At 71.3% G+C, this 17,508-nt stretch carries 13 protein-coding genes; 1 reads left to right on the forward strand and 12 read right to left on the reverse strand.

What is annotated here, in order from left to right; all coding sequences use genetic code 11:
- Nucleotides 1-42: 42 nt before the first annotated feature.
- Together ABZ098_RS23655 and ABZ098_RS23660 are read right to left on the reverse strand one after the other, a co-directional pair.
- Nucleotides 43-1,431, reverse strand: a complete 1,389-nt coding sequence (locus ABZ098_RS23655; RefSeq protein ID WP_356594169.1) for a hypothetical protein — start codon at nt 1,429-1,431, stop codon at nt 43-45.
- Between the two features lie 49 nt (nt 1,432-1,480).
- Nucleotides 1,481-4,501 carry a glycoside hydrolase family 3 N-terminal domain-containing protein gene (locus tag ABZ098_RS23660; protein ID WP_356594171.1) on the reverse strand — a complete coding sequence of 1,007 codons (3,021 nt, stop codon included), beginning with the start codon at nt 4,499-4,501 and terminating at the stop codon, nt 1,481-1,483.
- Nucleotides 4,502-4,690: 189 nt separating this feature from the next.
- Here ABZ098_RS23660 and ABZ098_RS23665 point away from each other — a divergent pair, with 189 nt between their 5' ends.
- The gene (locus ABZ098_RS23665; protein ID WP_356594173.1) at nt 4,691-5,011 is read left to right on the forward strand and encodes a hypothetical protein; all 321 of its coding nucleotides are present in this window, start codon (nt 4,691-4,693) and stop codon (nt 5,009-5,011) included.
- Between the two features lie 79 nt (nt 5,012-5,090).
- Here ABZ098_RS23665 and cimA read toward each other — a convergent pair whose 3' ends face one another.
- From cimA to ABZ098_RS23715, 10 genes are all read right to left on the reverse strand, one after another.
- A complete protein-coding gene (gene cimA / locus ABZ098_RS23670; protein ID WP_356594175.1) occupies nt 5,091-6,695 on the reverse strand; it encodes a citramalate synthase in 1,605 nt (534 codons plus the stop codon).
- 310 nt (nt 6,696-7,005) lie between these two features.
- Nucleotides 7,006-8,253 carry a hypothetical protein gene (locus tag ABZ098_RS23675; protein WP_356594177.1) on the reverse strand — a complete coding sequence of 416 codons (1,248 nt, stop codon included), beginning with the start codon at nt 8,251-8,253 and terminating at the stop codon, nt 7,006-7,008.
- Nucleotides 8,250-10,268, reverse strand: a complete 2,019-nt coding sequence (locus tag ABZ098_RS23680) for a hypothetical protein (protein ID WP_356594179.1) — start codon at nt 10,266-10,268, stop codon at nt 8,250-8,252. The genes ABZ098_RS23675 and ABZ098_RS23680 overlap by 4 nt, the downstream gene beginning before the upstream one ends.
- 162 nt (nt 10,269-10,430) lie before the next feature.
- Nucleotides 10,431-11,030: a TetR/AcrR family transcriptional regulator gene (locus ABZ098_RS23685; protein ID WP_356594181.1), complete on the reverse strand. Its 600-nt coding sequence runs from the start codon at nt 11,028-11,030 to the stop codon at nt 10,431-10,433.
- A gap of 15 nt (nt 11,031-11,045) precedes the next feature.
- Nucleotides 11,046-12,062 (reverse strand): agmatine deiminase family protein, encoded by a 1,017-nt coding sequence (locus ABZ098_RS23690; RefSeq protein ID WP_356594183.1) that lies wholly within the window; start codon nt 12,060-12,062, stop codon nt 11,046-11,048.
- A gap of 17 nt (nt 12,063-12,079) precedes the next feature.
- Nucleotides 12,080-13,789 (reverse strand): urease subunit alpha, encoded by a 1,710-nt coding sequence (locus tag ABZ098_RS23695; RefSeq protein ID WP_356594185.1) that lies wholly within the window; start codon nt 13,787-13,789, stop codon nt 12,080-12,082.
- A 253-nt stretch (nt 13,790-14,042) separates the two neighbouring features.
- On the reverse strand, nt 14,043-14,195 hold the full coding sequence (locus ABZ098_RS23700; protein WP_356594410.1) for a hypothetical protein: 153 nt from the start codon (nt 14,193-14,195) through the stop codon (nt 14,043-14,045).
- Entirely contained in the window at nt 14,192-14,887 is a 696-nt protein-coding gene (ureA, locus tag ABZ098_RS23705; RefSeq protein WP_356594187.1) for an urease subunit gamma, read from the reverse strand. The genes ABZ098_RS23700 and ureA overlap by 4 nt, the downstream gene beginning before the upstream one ends.
- 152 nt (nt 14,888-15,039) lie before the next feature.
- Nucleotides 15,040-16,128: a branched-chain amino acid aminotransferase gene (locus ABZ098_RS23710; RefSeq protein ID WP_356594189.1), complete on the reverse strand. Its 1,089-nt coding sequence runs from the start codon at nt 16,126-16,128 to the stop codon at nt 15,040-15,042.
- A 256-nt stretch (nt 16,129-16,384) separates the two neighbouring features.
- Nucleotides 16,385-17,428: a 3-isopropylmalate dehydrogenase gene (locus ABZ098_RS23715; protein WP_356594191.1), complete on the reverse strand. Its 1,044-nt coding sequence runs from the start codon at nt 17,426-17,428 to the stop codon at nt 16,385-16,387.
- Nucleotides 17,429-17,508 lie beyond the last annotated feature (80 nt).

Below are 17,508 nucleotides of genomic sequence, written 5' to 3' on the forward strand. Positions count from 1 at the left end.
GGCCCGCGGTCGTCCCGTCCTTCAGGGGGTTCCACCCCCCTCCTAGAACCCGCCACCCCCGAAGTCCCCTCCCCCGCCGCCGAAGTCGCCACCGCCGCCGAAGTCGCCGCCGCCCCCGAAGTCACCGAAATCCCCGGAGTCGAAGTCCGACCCGGACAGGTCGCCGCCCTCGTAGCCGCCGCCGAAGTCGCCGTAACCGGAGCCGTAGTCGGCCGCGTAGGCGGGCGTGGCCATCATGCTGCCGAGGACCGTGCCGACCAGCAGGCCGGGCAGGAGGCCGCCGCCGAAGTAGCCGCCGGCCCAGGGGCCGTAGGCCGGGCCCGCGTCCCAGTAGGGGCGGCGGCCCTGGTCGGTGTCGACCTCGCGCATCACCGGGTCGCGGCCGTCGGCCAGGCGGGTGGCGTCCGCGGCGCAGACCGGGACCTCGCGCGGGGCACCGCCGGGGGGCGTCCAGGTGGCGTCGGTGACGGAGGGGCCGTGGCGGGGGTCGAAGAAGCAGGGGACCCGGCGCTCGGGAAGCGGCCGGCCCTGGCGGCGCGCGGCGAGCTGGGCCAGCGAGAAGCGGCCGTCCTCCAGGGCCTGGGTGACCGCCCGCACGTCCTCGGGTCTGGTGGCCGCGGCCATGAACGACTTGGCCTGCTCGTACGCGTCCAGCGCCCGCTCGTAGTCCGCGCGCATCGCGTCGTCGGCGCCCGCCTCGGCCGGGTGGAAGTCCAGCCGGTCCAGTTCCTCGCCGAACGCCGTGATGTCCTCGTCCACCACCACCCGCAGCTTCTCCAGCGCGGCCCGCTGTTCCTCCGCGTGCCGGCGCCTGTTGCGCCGCACCAGCGTGTACGCGCCCGCGCCACCGGCCACGAGCACCGCTCCGACGGTGATCAGCGCCGTGCTGGACACTCCGCCGCCGTCGTCCGCGGACCGCCAGGTCGAGGGGGCCGAGCCGCCCATGTTGGTGAGCGCGGCGGCGGTGAAGTCGGTCAGCTGGGTGCGGGTGTCCTCGCCCTCGACGGTGGTCACCAGGTTCCGCACGGCCGCGTTCGGCAGGACCGAGGAGTCGGCGCGGGCGTCGAAGGCGTCGCCGAGCCGGATCGCGTAGACGCCGGTGATGCCGGTCGCCGTGCGCAGCTTGGTGAACAGCTCCTGCTTCGGGTAGTCGGCGGGCAGCACCGCGACGAACAGCGGCTTGTCCGCCCTGGTGATCCGGTCCGCCAGGGCGTCCGCGTCCTTGGCGGAGAGCTGGGCCGCGGCGGCCGGATCGACGTACACCGGGCTCTTGCGCAGGGCCTGGCCGATCGCCGAGACGCTCGTGACGGTCGTCGCAGCCGATGCCGGCGGGGCGGTCGCCGCCAAGGCGGCCAGGGCCGTGAGCACCAGGGCGAACAGCAGCCCCGGAAGGCTTCGGGTCCGTACTACGGCCTGCGCGGTGGCCTTCATACTTCGACGCTACCCGAAGCCTCCCGAAAGAGACCTGCCCGGCCGCCCCTCAGGCCGCCCGGTACGCCTCCGTCAGCTTCCGCACCGCCTCTCGGTAGCGTCCGGTCGTAAGGAGGTGGTCGGCGTCGGCGAAGGGCGCGGCGACGGCGGCCGTCATCCGCCCGTCCGCCTTCCGCTGGACGATCAGCCGGGCCTTCTCGACGAGAGCGCGGCCCCTGTCGTCGGCACCGGCCCGCTCGGCCACCCCGGCCGCGGTCCCGAGTGCCTTGAGCGTGGCCGCGCCGCCCTTCGGGACCTCGGTGAGCGTGGTCAGGCCCCAGCCGTACGGGAACTGCGGGTCGTACGCCGGGTCGCCGACGTTGATCGGCAGCTGGGCCTCGGACCTCGGCCAGGTGACGGGCAGCCGGCCGGTGAAGGCGCGCCTGCCGTACAGCACCTCCGCGACGCCGTCGCCCTCGGTCCCCGGCAGCCAGGAGGCGACCAGGGCGTCGATGTCCCCGAGCCGGTCGCCGATGAGCTGCGGCCGTCCGGAGACGACGAGCACCGCGCACTTCATGGCCGCGCACACCTTGTCGACGGCCGCCCGGTCGGCAGCGGACAGCTCCAGGTCATGACCGTTGCCGACGTCTCCGACGCCCTCGGCGTACGGGGTCTCGCCGACGACCACCACACCGACGTCGTAACCGTTCAACGGCTCGGACGCGTCCTTGGAGTACGTCAGCCGCGCGGAGTTCTTGCGCATCGCCTCCAGGATCGTCGTGCCGGGGGTGATGTCGCCGGAGGAGCCCTGCCAGGTGACGGTCCAGCCGCCGCTCTGGTTGCCGATGTCGTCGGCGTTGGACCCGGCGACGTACACCTTCTGCGACGTCCTCAGCGGCAGCACGCCCCCGGAGTTCTTGAGCAGCACCTGCGAGGCGGCGGCCGCCTCGCGGGCCACGGCCCGGTGCCCGGCGGAACCGATTCTCGCGGCGCCGCTCGTGTCGGCGTACGGCTTCTCGAAGAGCCCCAGCCTGAACTTCTGCGTGAGGATGCGGGAGACGGCGTCGTCGATCCGCTGCTCGCTGACGCGTCCGGCCCGCACCTCCTGGATCAGTGCGGTGCGGAAGTCCTTGTAGGCGTAGGGGGCCATGACCATGTCGACGCCGGCGTTGACGGAGGTCCGGACGTCCGAGGCGTAGTCGCCGGGGATCTGGTCGATGCCGTTCCAGTCGCTGATGACGAAGCCGTCGAAGTGCATACGGTCCTTGAGCACTCCGTTGATCATGTCGGCGCGGGCGTGCATCTTCACCGGTCCCAGGCCGTCGCCGACGATGTCGAGCGAGGAGTACGACGGCATCACGGTGCCGACGCCCCGGTCCACGGCCGTCCGGTAGGGGGCGAGGTGGATCGCCTCCAACTGCTTGCGGGTGACCGTGGTGACGCCCTGGTCGATGGTGTAGGTGCCGGTGGTGGAGGAGCCGTACGCGGTGCCGCCGTCGCCGACGAAGTGCTTGGCGGTGGCGAGGACCTTGTCGTCGTCCTTCAGGTCACGTCCGTCGCGGGCGCCCTGGAGGCCCTGGATGACCGTCTCCATGGACTCGACGAGCGCCGGGTCCTCGCCGAAGGCCTCGTAGGAACGGCCCCAGCGTTCGTCACGGGTGACGCAGAGACAGGGGGCGAAGTCCCAGGGGACGCCGGTGGCGCGGACCTCGGCGGCGGTCACGGCCCCGGTGCGCTGGGCGAGTCGGGGATCCCTCGTGGCTCCGATGCCGATGTTGTGGGGCATGACGGTCGCGCCGACCAGGTTGTTGTGGCCGTGGACCGCGTCGACGCCGTAGATGAGCGGGATCTGGAACCTGGTTGCCCGCGCCCGCAGTTGGAAGGAGTCGATCATCCTCGCCCAGGCCTCGGGGGTGTTGGGCGTGGGTGTCGAACCGCCGCCGGAGAGCAGCGAGCCGAGGTCCTCGGCGGTGACGTCGGCCCCGGTCCCGACGGCTCCGCGCTCGGCCTGGGTCATCTGACCGGCCTTCTCGGCGAGGGTCATACGGGCGAGGAGGTCCGCGACCCGCTTCCGCACGGGGAGTTTGCTGTTGAGATACGGCAGCCCGTGCGCGTCGATGACGACCTGCGGGGTCTCGGCGGGGGCCTTGGCGCCGGTGACGGTGAGCTTGAGGGGGATGGTCTCGGCGGTCTCGGAGGCCGCCTTGTCCTTGAGGGTGTGGACCCGGATGGTCCGGGTGGTGCCGGAGGCGGTGCCCGCGGGGAAGGTCAACTCGCCCTTGAGCGGGGTGTAGTCGGAAGTGGAGGCCGTGCCGCCGGTCGTCTCGTAGGCGACGGTCACGGGCTCGTCGACGGGCGCGGAGCCGGTGGTGGCGACGGTGACCTTCACGGTGGCCGTGCCGCCCTCGTCGACCGGGTACACGGCGGAGTCGGTGAGCACCGAGGCGCGCAGCGACTGGTCGGCCCTGCCGTACAACTCGACGCCGTCCATGGCGAACCGGCCGGGCGCGCCTACGGGGAGGGTGACGGCGTACCCCCACATCTGCGTCAGCCCCAGGACGTGGTCGATGCCGCCGACGGGCTGGTAGTCGGTCCGGTACACGAAGTCCGTGAAGGGGATCTCGATCTGCTTCCAGCCGGTGAAGTCGTCGGTGAAGGACGTCGTCCACAGCTCGGACGCCTCGCCGTTGGCGCCGCCGTCCTTGAGTTCGAGGGCGACCTTCTTGCCGTTGTCCTGCCCCTCCCACCAGAAGCGGATGCCCTTGCGGGCGGACCAGTCGTGGGCGGGCTCGGCGAAGGCGAAGTCGTGCGTGAAGCCGCCGTAGCCGCTGATGTCGTAGGTGCCGGAGAGGACGTTGTCCCCCTCGGGGGCGTCATCCCTGTTGCTCAGCCGCAGAGTTGGCGGGTCGTCGGTGTCGCCGCCCCAGGTGAAGATGCCGTTCGCGGGCGGGTTCGCGAAGGGGACCTCGCCCTCGAAGCGGTCGACCGGGACCGGGGCAGGATCGTCGGCGGCCCTGGCATTCAGGACGGGTAACAGGGCCGTCAGCAAGGTGGCGGAGGCGAGCAGGGCGGTTCTTCGTACGGAACGCATGGAGCTTCCCCCTTGGCTCTCGTGGTCCACTCATGACTTACCTCACGCCGTGAGTGAACTGGGGGCTCACAGGTCCGTCAAGACACACGACACCCCTTCTCCTTCCGACCCTGCTCGAATTGATGGGTGTTCGCCTCGCGCAAGGCGCCTCGCGGGCGCCTGGCTTGCGCGTTCGCCCTCGTCAGAACCATGACTAGTGCCGCCGTCGCGCAGCCCGCCGGGAGCGACCAGGTGTCCTTCTGCGACAACGACGCCCTCTCCGGCCACTGGTGGTGCAGGAACAAGCCGGGGATCCGCGTGCAGTGGGCCGGGCAGACCGTCGGCTACCTCCGAGAGACCACCAACTGGTTCACCTGCCGGTACGAGGGTGACCCCACCGGCGGCGGCGGCCCGCACCCCAACCGCCGGCTCTACACGCTCGCCGACACGCCTCACTACAGCCACGGTGGCTGGGGCTTCGTGAAGGACAGCGACGTGTACGACGAGACCAATCCGCTGCCGCGCTGTTGAACCGGGTCCGCACGTCCGAAGACGACCGGGCCATGGGCCTCGGCGAGTTCGAGGAGCTCGCCGAGGCCTTCCGTTGGGGCTACTCGGCCGGCTCGACGCCCGCGCGGAGCAGGCCGTAGGTGTACGCGTCCTCCAGGGCCTGCCAGGATGCCGCGATGACGTTCTCCGCGACGCCTACCGTCGACCACTCGCCGGTGCCGTCCGACGTGGAGATCAGAACGCGGGTCGTGGAGGAGGTGCCGTGGACGCCCTCGAGGATGCGGACCTTGTAGTCGACGAGGTCGAGCTTGGCGAGCTGGGGGTAGATCTTCTCCAGGGCCACGCGCAGGGCGCGGTCGAGGGCGTTGACCGGGCCGTTGCCCTCCGCCGTGGCGACGATGCGCTCGCCCTTGGCGAAGAGCTTGACGGTGGCCTCGTTGGCGTGGGAGCCGTCGGGGCGGTCCTCGACGATCGCGCGCCAGGACTCGACGGAGAAGTACGTGAGGGGCCTGCCCTCGACCTCGCCGCGCAGGAGGAGTTCGAAGGAGGCGTCGGCGGCCTCGTAGGTGTAGCCCTTTAGCTCGCGCTCCTTGACCCGTTCGACGACCCGGCCGACCAGCTCGCGGTCGCCGCCGAGGTCGATGCCGAGCTCCTTGCCCTTGAGCTCGATCGAGGCGCGGCCCGCCATGTCGGAGACCAGCATCCGCATGGTGTTGCCGACCTGCTCGGGGTCGATGTGCTGGTAGAGGTCCGGGTCGACCTTGATCGCGGAGGCGTGCAGGCCGGCCTTGTGGGCGAACGCCGAGACGCCGACGTAGGGCTGGTGGGTGGAGGGCGTGAGGTTGACGACCTCGGCGATGGCGTGCGAGATCCTCGTCATCTCGCGGAGCTTGCCCTCCGGCAGCACCTTCTTGCCGTACTTCAGCTCCAGGGCGGCCACCACCGGGAACAGGTTGGCGTTGCCGACGCGCTCGCCGTAGCCGTTCGCCGTGCACTGGACGTGGGTCGCGCCCGCGTCCACGGCGGCGAGGGTGTTGGCGACCGCGCAGCCCGTGTCGTCCTGGGTGTGGATGCCGAGGCGGGCGCCGGTGTCGGCGAGGACGGTCGCCACCACGGCCTGGATCTGCGCCGGGAGCATGCCGCCGTTGGTGTCGCAGAGGATGACGACGGAGGCGCCGGCCTCGGAGGCGGCCCGTACGACGGCCTTCGCGTACTCCGGGTTCGCGCGGTAGCCGTCGAAGAAGTGCTCGCAGTCGACGAAGACCCGGCGGCCCTGCTCCTTGAGGAAGGAGACCGTGTCGCGGACCATCTCCAGGTTCTCGTCCAGGGTCGTCCTGAGCGCCAGCTCGACGTGCCGGTCGTGCGATTTGGCGACCAGGGTGATCACGTCCGCGCCGGAGTCCAGGAGGGCCTTGACCTGCGGGTCCTGCGAGGCCTTCGCGCCCGCGCGGCGGGTCGCGCCGAAGGCGACGAGCTGCGCGTGCTTGAAGTCGATCTCCTGACGGGCGCGGGCGAAGAACTCGGTGTCCCGCGGGTTCGCGCCGGGCCAGCCGCCCTCGATGAAGCCCACGCCGAAGTCGTCCAGGTGCCGTGCGATGGCCAGCTTGTCCGCGACGGTGAGGTTGATGCCCTCCCGCTGGGCGCCGTCGCGCAGGGTGGTGTCGAAGACGTGGAACTGATCGTCGAGCTCGCTGGTTGCGGTCATGGTCTTCAAGGCTCCTGAGGATTGGATCTCGGTCGTACCGGAATGACCGGCTCCACCGCCCCCACATACTCCCTCGCGCTCTCGCCTCCGGCTGCGGGTGGGCCAGAAATGCGAAAAACCCCTCGCGGGTGCGAGAGGTCTGCGCGCGGGTCGAGGACGACGGTGTCCACCCGTACCTGGTCGTACGTGGCGGTCACTGCGGACCGGCGCGCCTGCTGCCAATAATCATGGCGAACGAGAGCACGGGGGAAGTCTGGCACAGACCGCCCCCGTGCTCACCCTCCGTCTCAGGATGCGAGCACTGCGCAGCTCATCGGAGGTGTCGTACGAACACGTCGGTGCCGTCGTTGGTGTCGCCGGCCGGGATCAGCGTCGGGTCGGAGGACTGGAAGAGGATCCGGCGGGCCCCGTCGGCGATCCGGCCCGGCAGCACGTCGGCCGTCGCGGTGCCGCCGGTGGTGTCGGGGGTGACGAGGGTGGTGGTGCCCTTCCTCAGGTCCCGCAGATAGACGGGGTACTCCTTGCCGTACCGGCTGCCGGGCTCGGTCACCTCCGACGTGAAGGTGAGCCAGCGGCCGTCGGCGCTGATCGCCGCGTTGCGGGTGAGGACCTCGCCGGGGCCGCCCTGGGTGCCGTGGACGCGCTGGTTGGTGCCGGTGCGGACGGTGTGCACGAACACGTTCCAGCTTCCGTCGGTGTCGCCGGGGACCAGGTGGGTGTCCCGGGACTCGAAGACGACCGTACGGCCGTCGCCGCTGATGGACGGGTTCAGCGACTCCTTCTCGGTCGGCGAGCCGTCGTGGGAGCGGTCGATCCGGGTGTGCTCGCCCGTGCCGCGGTCGTACATCCAGACATCGCCCCAGTCGTCGCCGCGCGGGCCGTTGGCGTAGGTGTACTGGTAGACGATCCGGCGCCCGTCGTCGCTGACCGTCGGCCGTGAGGCGTTGCGCGGCTCCCAGGTCGGTTTGGGGTGGCTGATGCGCTCGGTGGTGCCCTTGACGCGGTCGCGCAGGAAGACCACGTCGGTGTTGTTCTCCGCGGTGTCCTGGAGGGTGTAGACGGCGTACCGGCCATTGGGGCTGACGGAGATCCCGGCGGGCCGCCCGCCGAAGCCGGCGGGGACCTCGATGCCGAATCCGACCCGCTTGCCCGTGTCGATGTCGTGGATCCACACCTCCGAGCGGTCCGCGCCGTACTCGGCGTAGACGTAGCAGCCGTCGTTCAGGACCGCGACCAGGCCGCCGAAGCCGGCGAAGCGGAGCTTGCCGGTGTGCGGGTCACGCACGTACATACCGCTGTGCGCCACGTCGGGGTCCAGGTCCTCGGCGTCCGAAGTCAGGGCGATGTGGCGGCCGTTGCGGCTGATGACCGCGGTGCGTGTCTCGCCGTTGCCCGCCTTCCCCTCCGGGGTGACGCTGACCGGCTCGGTGTACGGGGCCCTGGGCGCGGCGCTCGCCGCGGGGCCCGTGAGTGCCGCGGTGGCGAGGGCCGCGAGGATCGCGGCCGTCAGGCGCTTCTTGCTGTGCATGGTGGTTCCCCCGTGGTCGGTCGTCGTCATTGCACTGTCCGCAGGAACACGTCCGACACCCCGTTGGTGTCCCCCTCCACCAGATCGGGTGACGCCGACTCGAACGCGACGACCGTGCCGTCGGCGTTGACGGACGGATGCCCGGCCGCGAGGTCGTTGCGGCCGCCCCAACGGTCGACGCTGACCAACTGGCGTTTGCCGGTGGCGAGTTCGAGCAGGTGGACGGAGCGGCCCGAGGTGTACGCGAGGGCCGTGCCGTTCCCGGCGAGCGAGGGCTGGGTGCCCCGGACGCGGGTCGTGGTGCCGGTGTCGAGGTCGCGGACGTAGCAGTCGCGGCCCTTCTGGTAGGCGACCTTGCGGCCGTCCGCGGCGAGGGAGGGTGCCGTCGCGTGCTCCGCGACCTTCTCCAGGGCGCCGGTGTCCAGGTCACGGACGTAGACGGAGCCGCCCTGCTCGAAAGCGATGTACCGGCCGTCGTAGTTGATGGACGGGTTGCCCGCCGCCTGGCCCGTGGGCGCGCTGACCACGGCCATGTCGCCGCCGTTGAACTTGAAGCGGTACACCCGCGGTTGCGGGTCCGGGTCGGCGTCGGAGGCGGGCAGCGTCGCCACGTAGGTGAGCCACTGGCAGGTGGGGTCCACCACGGGCTGTCCCATCCAGGTGAAGCGGGCGCCCTGGTAGGAGCCCAGGCTGGTGAGCTTGCCGACCGAGCGGTTGCGGACGTGGACGCCCGGACCGCCGTCGTAGGGGCCCGAGTAACCGACCATGCGTCCGCTGTAGCAGGGGGCAGCCTCGGAGGAGGGCTTCTGGCCGACCGAGTTGACGTGCGAGACGCCGCCGGGGGCGTTCACGAACACATCGCCCTCCGACGTGAAGGCGACGACCTTGTTCTCCCCCATCACCGGGTCGTACGACGCCCCGGACAGCTGCTGCCCGTCACGCGTCGTGCTGACGCGCTCGGTGACGGACGGCATCGGTGCCGGGTTCCTGCGCAGCTCGCCGGAGAAGACGAAGACGTCGGACTCCGCGTTGGTGTCGCCCGGCACGAGGTGGGAGGCCGTCGAACTGAACACCACGGAGCGCCCCTTGGCGGCCAGCATGTCCGGTCCCGGCTGGGCGGGCCCGGGGAGGGCGGCTCCGCGCAGCCCCGTGCGCAGGTCGCGCACCCGCGTGCCGTCCTCGCCGGAGACGACCGCGTACCGGCCGTCCGCCGTGACAGCGTGGGGAATCCCGTCGGCCACGCGCTTCGACTCTCCCGTGCGCAGGTCGTGGACGTACAGACCGCCCTCGGCGTAGAGCAGGACACGGCGGCCGTCGGCGGCGATGCGGACCAGGTAGGCGGCTCCGAGTTCCGCGTCCACCTGGGTCCGCTCTCCTGTCGTGCGGTCCTTGACGTAGACGTCGACGGGATCCTCGTCGCTGTCGACGCGGACGGCGTAGGCGACCTGGTTCCCGTCGCCGCTCACCGAGGCTCCGGCCTTCTGGCCCTCCTCGGCCGGCGAGACCAGTTCGTCGCTGCCGGTGGCGGTGTCGCGGACGTACAGGAGCCGGGTGTTCTCCGAGCCGTTGCGGCTGCCGACGGTGTACGCGACATGCGTGCCGTCCGGGCTGAGCGACTCGACGCGGCCCAACTCGGCGGAGCCGGGCGGGTCCTGGGGCCACAGCTTCTCCGTACGGCCGGTGGCGCGGTCGTACAGGTAGGGGGCCAGGAAGCGGGTGCCAGCCGAGAAGGCGATACGGCTTCCGTCGGCGCTCGGCGCCGGTGAGTCGTACGTGTAGCCGCTGCCGAGGTCGATCTTCGTGAGGCCGCCGCCGGACACGTCCTTCACCAGCAGGCAGGGCGTGTAGTGGGCGCAGCCGAAGCTCGGGGCGCGGGACACGAACGCGACGGTGCGGCCGTCGGCGCTGATCGCGGCGTCGCCCGAGGGCCCGTCGGCCTGGCTGCCGTCGGCGGCGGTGCTGACCCGCTCGACGTGCGGTGCGTGCCGTGCCTGTGGTGCGTGCGGTGCTGCGGATGAGGTGGTGCCGGTGAACGCGACGAGCAAGGCCGCGCCTAAAAGACATGCGGCGGCTCTGGACATGTTCCCCCCTGTGATCCCCGTTGTTGACGCATTGCCCCCGGCCCCGCGCCGAGGGCTCCCGTCGAGGCAAACGCACCACCGACCACACGGTCAATGGGCCTTATTGCGTACAACCCGGACGGAAGGTCACGCGTCCGCGAGGAGGCTGTCGTCGAGGAACTCCCGCACGTGGCCGAGAATCGTCCCCCGGTCCGTCCCGCGCAGCCCGATCGCCACGTGGATGGAGAAGCCGTCGAGCAGGGCCCGCAGCCGGGTGGCGAAACGGTCCGCGTCGACGGCCCGGAACTCCCCCCGCGACACCCCTTCCGCGAGCAGGGCGACCAGGTCCCGGTGCCAGACTCCCTCGATCGCGGCCTGGCGGTCGCGGGCATCGGCGTCGGCGTTCTGCGAGCGGTTCCAGACCTCCAGCCAGAGGGTCCAGTGCGGGTCGCGGTGGCCGTCGGGGACGTACAGGTCGACGTACGCGTCGAGCCGTTCGCGGGCGGTCGCCCTGCGGGCGAGGAGCCGGGCGCGTTCGGCGCCGAGCCGGCCCTCGCTCCACTCCAGGGCCTGCAGCAGCAGTTCGTCCTTGGTGCGGAAGTAGTAGAGGAGGTGGCCGCTGCTCATGCCGACCTCGCGGCCGAGCGCGGCCATGGTGAGCTTCTCCAGGCCCCGTTCGGCGATCATCTCCATGGCCGCGGCGAGGACGTCCTCGCGGGGCGGGGCCTGCCTGCGCCCACCGGCCATGCGCCACTCCTCGAACTAGATCCTCGGCTGCTGCTGGGTGATGCAGTGGATACCGCCACCGCCCGCGAAGATCGTACGGGCGTCGACCAGCGTCACCGTGCGCTGCGGGAACAGGCGCCGGAAGATCCCGGCCGCGAGCTCGTCTCGCGGGTCGCCGAAGCCGCACAGCACGACACCGCCGTTGCAGAGGTAGTGGTTGATGTAGGAGTAGTCGACCCAGTGCCCGTCGGCCTCCAGGACGGTCGGCGCGGGCACCGGGACGACCTCCAGGCAGCGGCCACAGGCGTCGGTCTGGGCTTCGAGGAGCCCGATGACCTCCTTGGTCACCTCGTGGTCCGGGTGGGCGGGGTCGGGCTGGTGGTGGGCGACCACGACTCCCGGGCGGGCGAAGGCGGCCACGATGTCGACGTGGCCCTGGGTGCCGTACGTGCCGTAGTCGCCGGTCAGGCCGCGCGGGAGCCAGATGGCCCTGGTGGTGCCGAGCCTGGCGTGGATCTCCGCCTCGACCTGCTCCCGGGTCCAGCCGGGGTTGCGTCCGGCGCCGAGCTGGACGGTGTCGGTGAGCAGGACGGTGCCCTCGCCGTCGACGTGGATCGCGCCGCCCTCGTTGACGAGCGGGCTGCTCAGCACCGGGACCCCGGCGAGGTCGGCGACCTGGCGGGCGATCTTGGAGTCGTGCTCCCAGCGGGCCCAGTCCTGGCCGCCCCAGCCGTTGAACACCCAGTCCACGGCGGCCAGTCGGCCTTCCTCGTCCGTGACGAACGTCGGGCCGATGTCGCGCATCCAGGCGTCGTCGAGCTCGCGCTCCACGAGCTCGACGTCCGGGCCGAGCAGGGCGCGCGCGGACTCGGCGTGGCCGGGGCCGTGCACCATCGTCACCGGCTCGAAGCGGCGCACCGCGCGGGCCACGGACGCCCAGGCGGCGCGGGCCGCGGCCAGTTCCGCGTCGTCGGCGAAGGTCGGGTTGGCGCCGGGCCAGGCCATCCAGGTGCGTTCGTGCGGGGCCCATTCGGGAGGCATGCGGTAGGTCATCGGGGGTCCTGGAAGTCCTAGAGGAAGTAGAGGCGGTTGAGGGAGACGGAGTCGGCCGGTGCGGAGGTGAGCGGTTCTCCGTCCAGCGTCACCAGGCCGGTGCGCTGGTCCACGTCCACCGCTCCGGTACGGGAGTTGAGGCGCAGGTCGGCCGGTCCGATACCGCGGGTGCCGTGCACGGCGACCCTTCTCCTGCGGGTCGGCATCAGGTCGTGGCCCTGGTCGAGGGCGGCCCGGGCGACGAAGGCGACGGAGATCTCGGCGGGGGTGGCACCGTGCGCCCCGAACTGCGGTCCCAGCACGAGGGGTTCGCAGGTGTCGGTGGCCGCGCCGGGGTCGCCGACCACGCCGTAGGCCGGGAAGCCGGACTTCAGGACGAGTTGCGGCTTGGCGCCGAAGTACTCCGGCCGCCACAGCACGAGATCGGCCAGTTTGCCGACCTCGATCGAGCCGACCTCGTGCGAAAGGCCGTGTGCGACGGCCGGGTTGATGGTCAGCTTGGCGATGTAGCGCAGCACGCGTTCGTTGTCGTGCTCCTCCGGCGCCCCGAACTCGGCCTTCATCTTCCCGGCCATCGCGAAGGTACGACGGACCGTCTCCCCGGCCCGCCCCATGCCCTGCGCGTCGGACGAGGTGATGCCGATCGCGCCCAGGTCGTGCAGCACGTCCTCGGCGCCCATGGTCCCGGCGCGGATGCGGTCGCGGGCCATGGCGGCGTCGCCGGGCAGGTCGGGCTTGAGGTCGTGGACGGAGACGATCATGCCGTAGTGCTCGGCGACGGCGTCCCGGCCGAAGGGCAGGGTGGGGTTGGTGGAGGAGCCGATGACGTTCGGGACTCCGGCCATCTTCAGCACGTTCGGTACGTGTCCGCCGCCGCAGCCCTCGATGTGGAAGGCGTGGATGGTGCGGCCGTCCAGCACCCTCAGGGTGTCCTCGACGGACAGGCACTCGTTCAACCCGTCGCTGTGCAGGGCGACTTGGACGTCGTGCTCCTCGGCGACCCGGAGGGCGGTGTCCAGCGCGCGGGTGTGGGCGCCCATGTCCTCGTGCACCTTGAAGCCGGAGGCGCCCCCTTCGGCGAGGGCCTCGATCAGGGGAGCCTCGGTGGAGGACGAACCCCGGCCCAGGAAGCCGATGTTGACCGGCCAGGCGTCGAAGGCGGCGAACGCGTGCCGCAGCGCCCAGGGCGAGTTGACGCCGACGCCCCACACCGGGCCGAACTCCTGCCCGATGATCGTGGTCACCCCGGACGCCAGCGAGGCCTCCATGATCCGCGGCGACAGCAGATGGACGTGGGTGTCGACGGCCCCCGCGGTGGCGATGAGCCCCTCGCCGGACACGATGGAGGTACCGGTGCCGACGACGACGTCGACCCCGTCGAGGGTGTCGGGGTTCCCGGCCCGCCCGATGGCGTGGATCCGCCCTTCCCTGATCCCGATGGAGACCTTCCGGATCCCCTGCACGGCGTCGATCACGACGACGTTGCTGACGACGACGTCACAGGTCTCGCGCACGGCGGCGGCCTTGAGGTGCAGACCGTCACGGGCGGTCTTGCCGAACCCCGCGAGGAACTCGTCGCCGTAGCGCTGGGAGTCCTCCTCGACCCGGATCACCAGCCCCGAGTCACCGAGCCGCACGCGGTCGCCGGCGCGGGGGCCGTGGGTGGCGGCGTACTCGTACGGGGTGAGACGGCGGGCCTCGGCCGGGTGCCCCCCGGGGCGGCTCATCGGACGACCTCCTCGACGACGACTCCCCGACGGCCGCAGGACGACGCCGCGATCGATGCCACGCTCACCCGTGCCGGGCCGCTCATCGAGCACCCTTCCCGTCGAGTTCTCCCGGACAGGGCAGGGCGGGCGGTCGCGAGGAGCTCCTCGGAGACCGCGGCCACAACCGCGTCGATGCTGGGCAGGTCCAGCGGTCCGTCACCGAGACCCGCGAAACCCCCGGCCACACGAGCACCACATCCCACAGGCCCGCTCACAGCGCACCCTCCCCGTCCACCACGCCCAGACGCGCCCCCGCAGGCGCGTCCAGCAGCCCGTCGACCAGCCCCGCGAACCCGACCACCACACGCGCACCCCCGATCGGCACCGGACCCACCCAGCCCGACTCCCACACAAGCCGACTCATCCGACGGCCTCCTCGTCCACCACGCCCAGATACCCGCACGCCGCAGCCCGCCGCAACGCCTCCTCACGGGCGCCGGGCGCGTCCAGCGGCCCGTCGACCAGCCCCGCGAACCCGACAGCCACCCGCGCACCCCCGATCGGCACCAGGCCGACCTCCCCCGACTCACCCGGGCCGAAGCGCACGGACGAGCCGGCGGGCACCGCGAGTCTCATGCCGTACGCCTCGGCCCGGGGGAAGTCCAGGCGGGGGTTGGCCTCGAAGAAGTGGAAGTGGGAGGTGACGGAGACGGGCACGGTGGCGGTGTTGGTGACCGTCAGCCGTACGACCGGCTCGGGATCGGCGTGCTCCGGCCCCGGCAGCAGCGCGCCGGGCGCCCGCTCGCCGAGCCCCCCGCCGATCGGATCGCTGACGACCGCGAGCCGCGAGCCGTCGTCGAAGACCGCCTCGACATGCACCTCCGTGACGATGTCGGCGACACCGGGCAGGACGTCGTCGGGCCCGAGCACCGACCGGGCGCGCTCGACGGCCTCGGCCAGCCGCGCCCCGTCCCGGGCGGCCTCGCACACGGTGTCCGCGACGAGCGCGGTCGCCTCCGGGACGTTCAGCCGCAGCCCGCGGGCTCTGCGTGCCCGCGCCAGCTCGGCGGCCCCGAAGAGCAGCAACCGGTCACGTTCGGTCGGGGTCAGCCGCATCTCGTTCCCTCCTTTAGAGCAGCACTCTAAAGGAGAGTGGCATGCAGGCAAAGGGACGATGCCAGTCGACCGGGTCACATCGAGCGGCGCTCAAACGACAGACGGGCCCGCCCGGACATCGTCCGAGCGGGCCCGCGGAAGAGCTGGGAGGGTCAGCCCAGCTTGTGCATCCAGCCGTGCTTGTCCTCCCTGACACCGCGCTGGATGCCGAGCAGCGCCTCGCGCAGCTTCAGGGTGACCTCGCCGGGCGTGCCGTCGCCGTGGCTCCAGGCGTCCGTCTTGGTCTTGACGTGCCCGATCGGTGTGACGACGGCCGCGGTGCCGCAGGCGAAGACCTCGGTGAGGGCGCCGGAGGCGGCGTCGGCGCGCCACTGGTCGAGGGTGATCACCCCTTCCTCGGCGGTGTAGCCGAGGTCGCGGGCGACCTGGAGGAGGGAGTCGCGGGTGATGCCCTCGAGGATGGAGCCCGTGAGCGACGGCGTGACGATCCGGTCGCCGTAGACGAAGGCGATGTTCATGGAACCGGACTCCTCGACCTTGGTGCGGGTCACCGCGTCGAGGTAGACGACCTGGTCGCAGCCGTGGGCGGCGGCCTCGGCCTGCGGGAGGAGGGAGGCCGCGTAGTTGCCGCCGGTCTTGGCGTCACCGGTGCCGCCGGGGACCGCGCGGACGTAGTCCTCGGAGACCCAGATGGTGACCGGCTTGACGCCCCCCGCGAAGTACGCGCCGGACGGCGAGGCGATCAGCATGAAGAGGTACTCGTTGGCCGGGTGGACGCCGAGCGCGGCCTCCGTGGCGAACATGAACGGGCGCAGGTAGAGGGACTCCTCGCCGCCGTGCGGCGGAACCCAGTCGGCGTCCTGGCCGATCAGCGCGTCGAGGGCCTCAAGGAACAGCTCCTCGGGCAGTTCGGCCATCGCCATCCTGCGGGCCGAGTTGCGGAAGCGGCGCGCGTTGGCCTCGGGGCGGAACACGGCGACCGAGCCGTCGGCCTGACGGTAGGCCTTCAGTCCCTCGAAGATCTCCTGGCCGTAGTGGAGCACGTGGGTGGAGGGGTCGAGGGAGATCGGGCCGTACGGGACGAGCTGCGCGTCGTGCCAGCCGCGACCCTCGGTCCACTTGATCGTCACCATGTGGTCGGTGAAGTGGCGGCCGAACCCGGGGTTGGCCAGGATCGCCTCGCGCTCGGTGGCGGAGAGCGGGCTGGCGGAGGGCTTGAGCTCGATCGTGGGCGTCGTCATGAGTGGTTGTCCTTCACCGGTTGTGTAGTGACGGGCCGCGCTCACGCCCTTTTACTGTCAGTGACCAGTGCTAGGACGTCCGAGCATTCCCTCATTCCGCGGCTCCGCGTTCGATTATCGCAAGCGGGGGGCCGGGGAAGAAACGGCGTGAAATGCGACCCAGGGGATGATGGTGACACCCGGCGGGGGACATGCGAAAGCCGCCGGGTGCGAGTGACCCGGCGGCTTCGAATGCTTTTTCGAGTAGTCCGCCCGGTCAGCCGGCTACTCGTACGGCCAGCGCGTCGCCGATCTCCGACGTGGAGCGGGCGGGCTTGCCGGTGCGCTCGGCGAGGTCGGCGGAGACCGCCTCCTCGATACGGGCGGCCTCGGCCTCGTAGCCGAGGTGGCGCAGGAGCAGGGCGACGGACAGGACCGTGGCGGTGGGGTCGGCCTTGCCCTGGCCGGCGATGTCCGGGGCCGAACCGTGGACCGGCTCGAACATGGACGGGAACTCGCCGGAGGGGTTGATGTTCCCGCTCGCCGCGACGCCGATGCCGCCGGAGACGGCCGCGGCGAGGTCGGTGATGATGTCGCCGAAGAGGTTGTCGGTGACGATCACGTCGAACCGGGCCGGGTCGGTGACCAGGTAGATCGTGGCCGCGTCCACGTGGATGTAGTCGGTGGTGACCTCCGGGAACTCCGCGGCCACCTTGTTGAAGATGTTCGTCCACAGGTGCCCGGCGAAGGTCAGCACGTTGTTCTTGTGGACCAGCGTGAGCTTCTTGCGGGGGCGGGCCTGGGCGCGGGCGAAGGCGTCGCGGACCACGCGCTCGACACCGAAGGCCGTGTTCACGGAGACCTCGGTGGCCACCTCGTGCTCGGTGCCCTTGCGGATGGTGCCGCCGTTGCCGGTGTAGGGGCCCTCGGTGCCCTCGCGGACGACCACGAAGTCGATGGCCGGCTCGCCCTTGAGGGGCGTGTCGACACCCGGGAGCAGCTTCGACGGACGCAGGTTCACGTGGTGGTCGAAGGCGAAGCGGAGCTTGAGCAGGAAGCCGCGCTCCAGCACACCGGACGGGACCGACGGGTCGCCGATGGCGCCGAGCAGGATCGCGTCGTGCTTCTTCAGCGCGTCGAGGTCGGCGTCGGTGAGGGTCTCACCGGTGGCGTGGTAGCGCTTGGCGCCGAAGTCGAAGTCCTTGGTCTCCAGCTTCACATCCTGCGGAAGGACGGCGGAGAGGACTTTCAGACCTTCGGCCACGACCTCCTGGCCGATGCCGTCACCGGGAATCACTGCGAGATTGATGCTGCGAGACATGCGGGAACCCTACTCCTCGTCCCATGGAATGACACCGGCTGTCCGCGATGCGGACACAGGCGTGGGCCTGCGTCAGCCCT

It is taken from the genome of Streptomyces sp. NPDC006335 (assembly GCF_040612795.1).
Lineage (GTDB): Bacteria > Actinomycetota > Actinomycetes > Streptomycetales > Streptomycetaceae > Streptomyces.

Coding starts and splice junctions, on each gene's coding strand:
- ABZ098_RS23655 (WP_356594169.1), bottom strand. CDS start 1,431: ATGAAGGCCACCGCGCAGGCCGTAGTACGGACCCGAAGCCTTCCGGGG.
- ABZ098_RS23660 (WP_356594171.1), bottom strand. CDS start 4,501: ATGCGTTCCGTACGAAGAACCGCCCTGCTCGCCTCCGCCACCTTGCTG.
- ABZ098_RS23665 (WP_356594173.1), top strand. CDS start 4,691: ATGACTAGTGCCGCCGTCGCGCAGCCCGCCGGGAGCGACCAGGTGTCC.
- cimA (WP_356594175.1), bottom strand. CDS start 6,695: ATGACCGCAACCAGCGAGCTCGACGATCAGTTCCACGTCTTCGACACC.
- ABZ098_RS23675 (WP_356594177.1), bottom strand. CDS start 8,253: ATGACGACGACCGACCACGGGGGAACCACCATGCACAGCAAGAAGCGC.
- ABZ098_RS23685 (WP_356594181.1), bottom strand. CDS start 11,030: ATGGCCGGTGGGCGCAGGCAGGCCCCGCCCCGCGAGGACGTCCTCGCC.
- ABZ098_RS23690 (WP_356594183.1), bottom strand. CDS start 12,062: ATGACCTACCGCATGCCTCCCGAATGGGCCCCGCACGAACGCACCTGG.
- ABZ098_RS23695 (WP_356594185.1), bottom strand. CDS start 13,789: ATGAGCCGCCCCGGGGGGCACCCGGCCGAGGCCCGCCGTCTCACCCCG.
- ABZ098_RS23700 (WP_356594410.1), bottom strand. CDS start 14,195: ATGAGTCGGCTTGTGTGGGAGTCGGGCTGGGTGGGTCCGGTGCCGATC.
- ureA (WP_356594187.1), bottom strand. CDS start 14,887: ATGCGGCTGACCCCGACCGAACGTGACCGGTTGCTGCTCTTCGGGGCC.
- ABZ098_RS23710 (WP_356594189.1), bottom strand. CDS start 16,128: ATGACGACGCCCACGATCGAGCTCAAGCCCTCCGCCAGCCCGCTCTCC.
- ABZ098_RS23715 (WP_356594191.1), bottom strand. CDS start 17,428: ATGTCTCGCAGCATCAATCTCGCAGTGATTCCCGGTGACGGCATCGGC.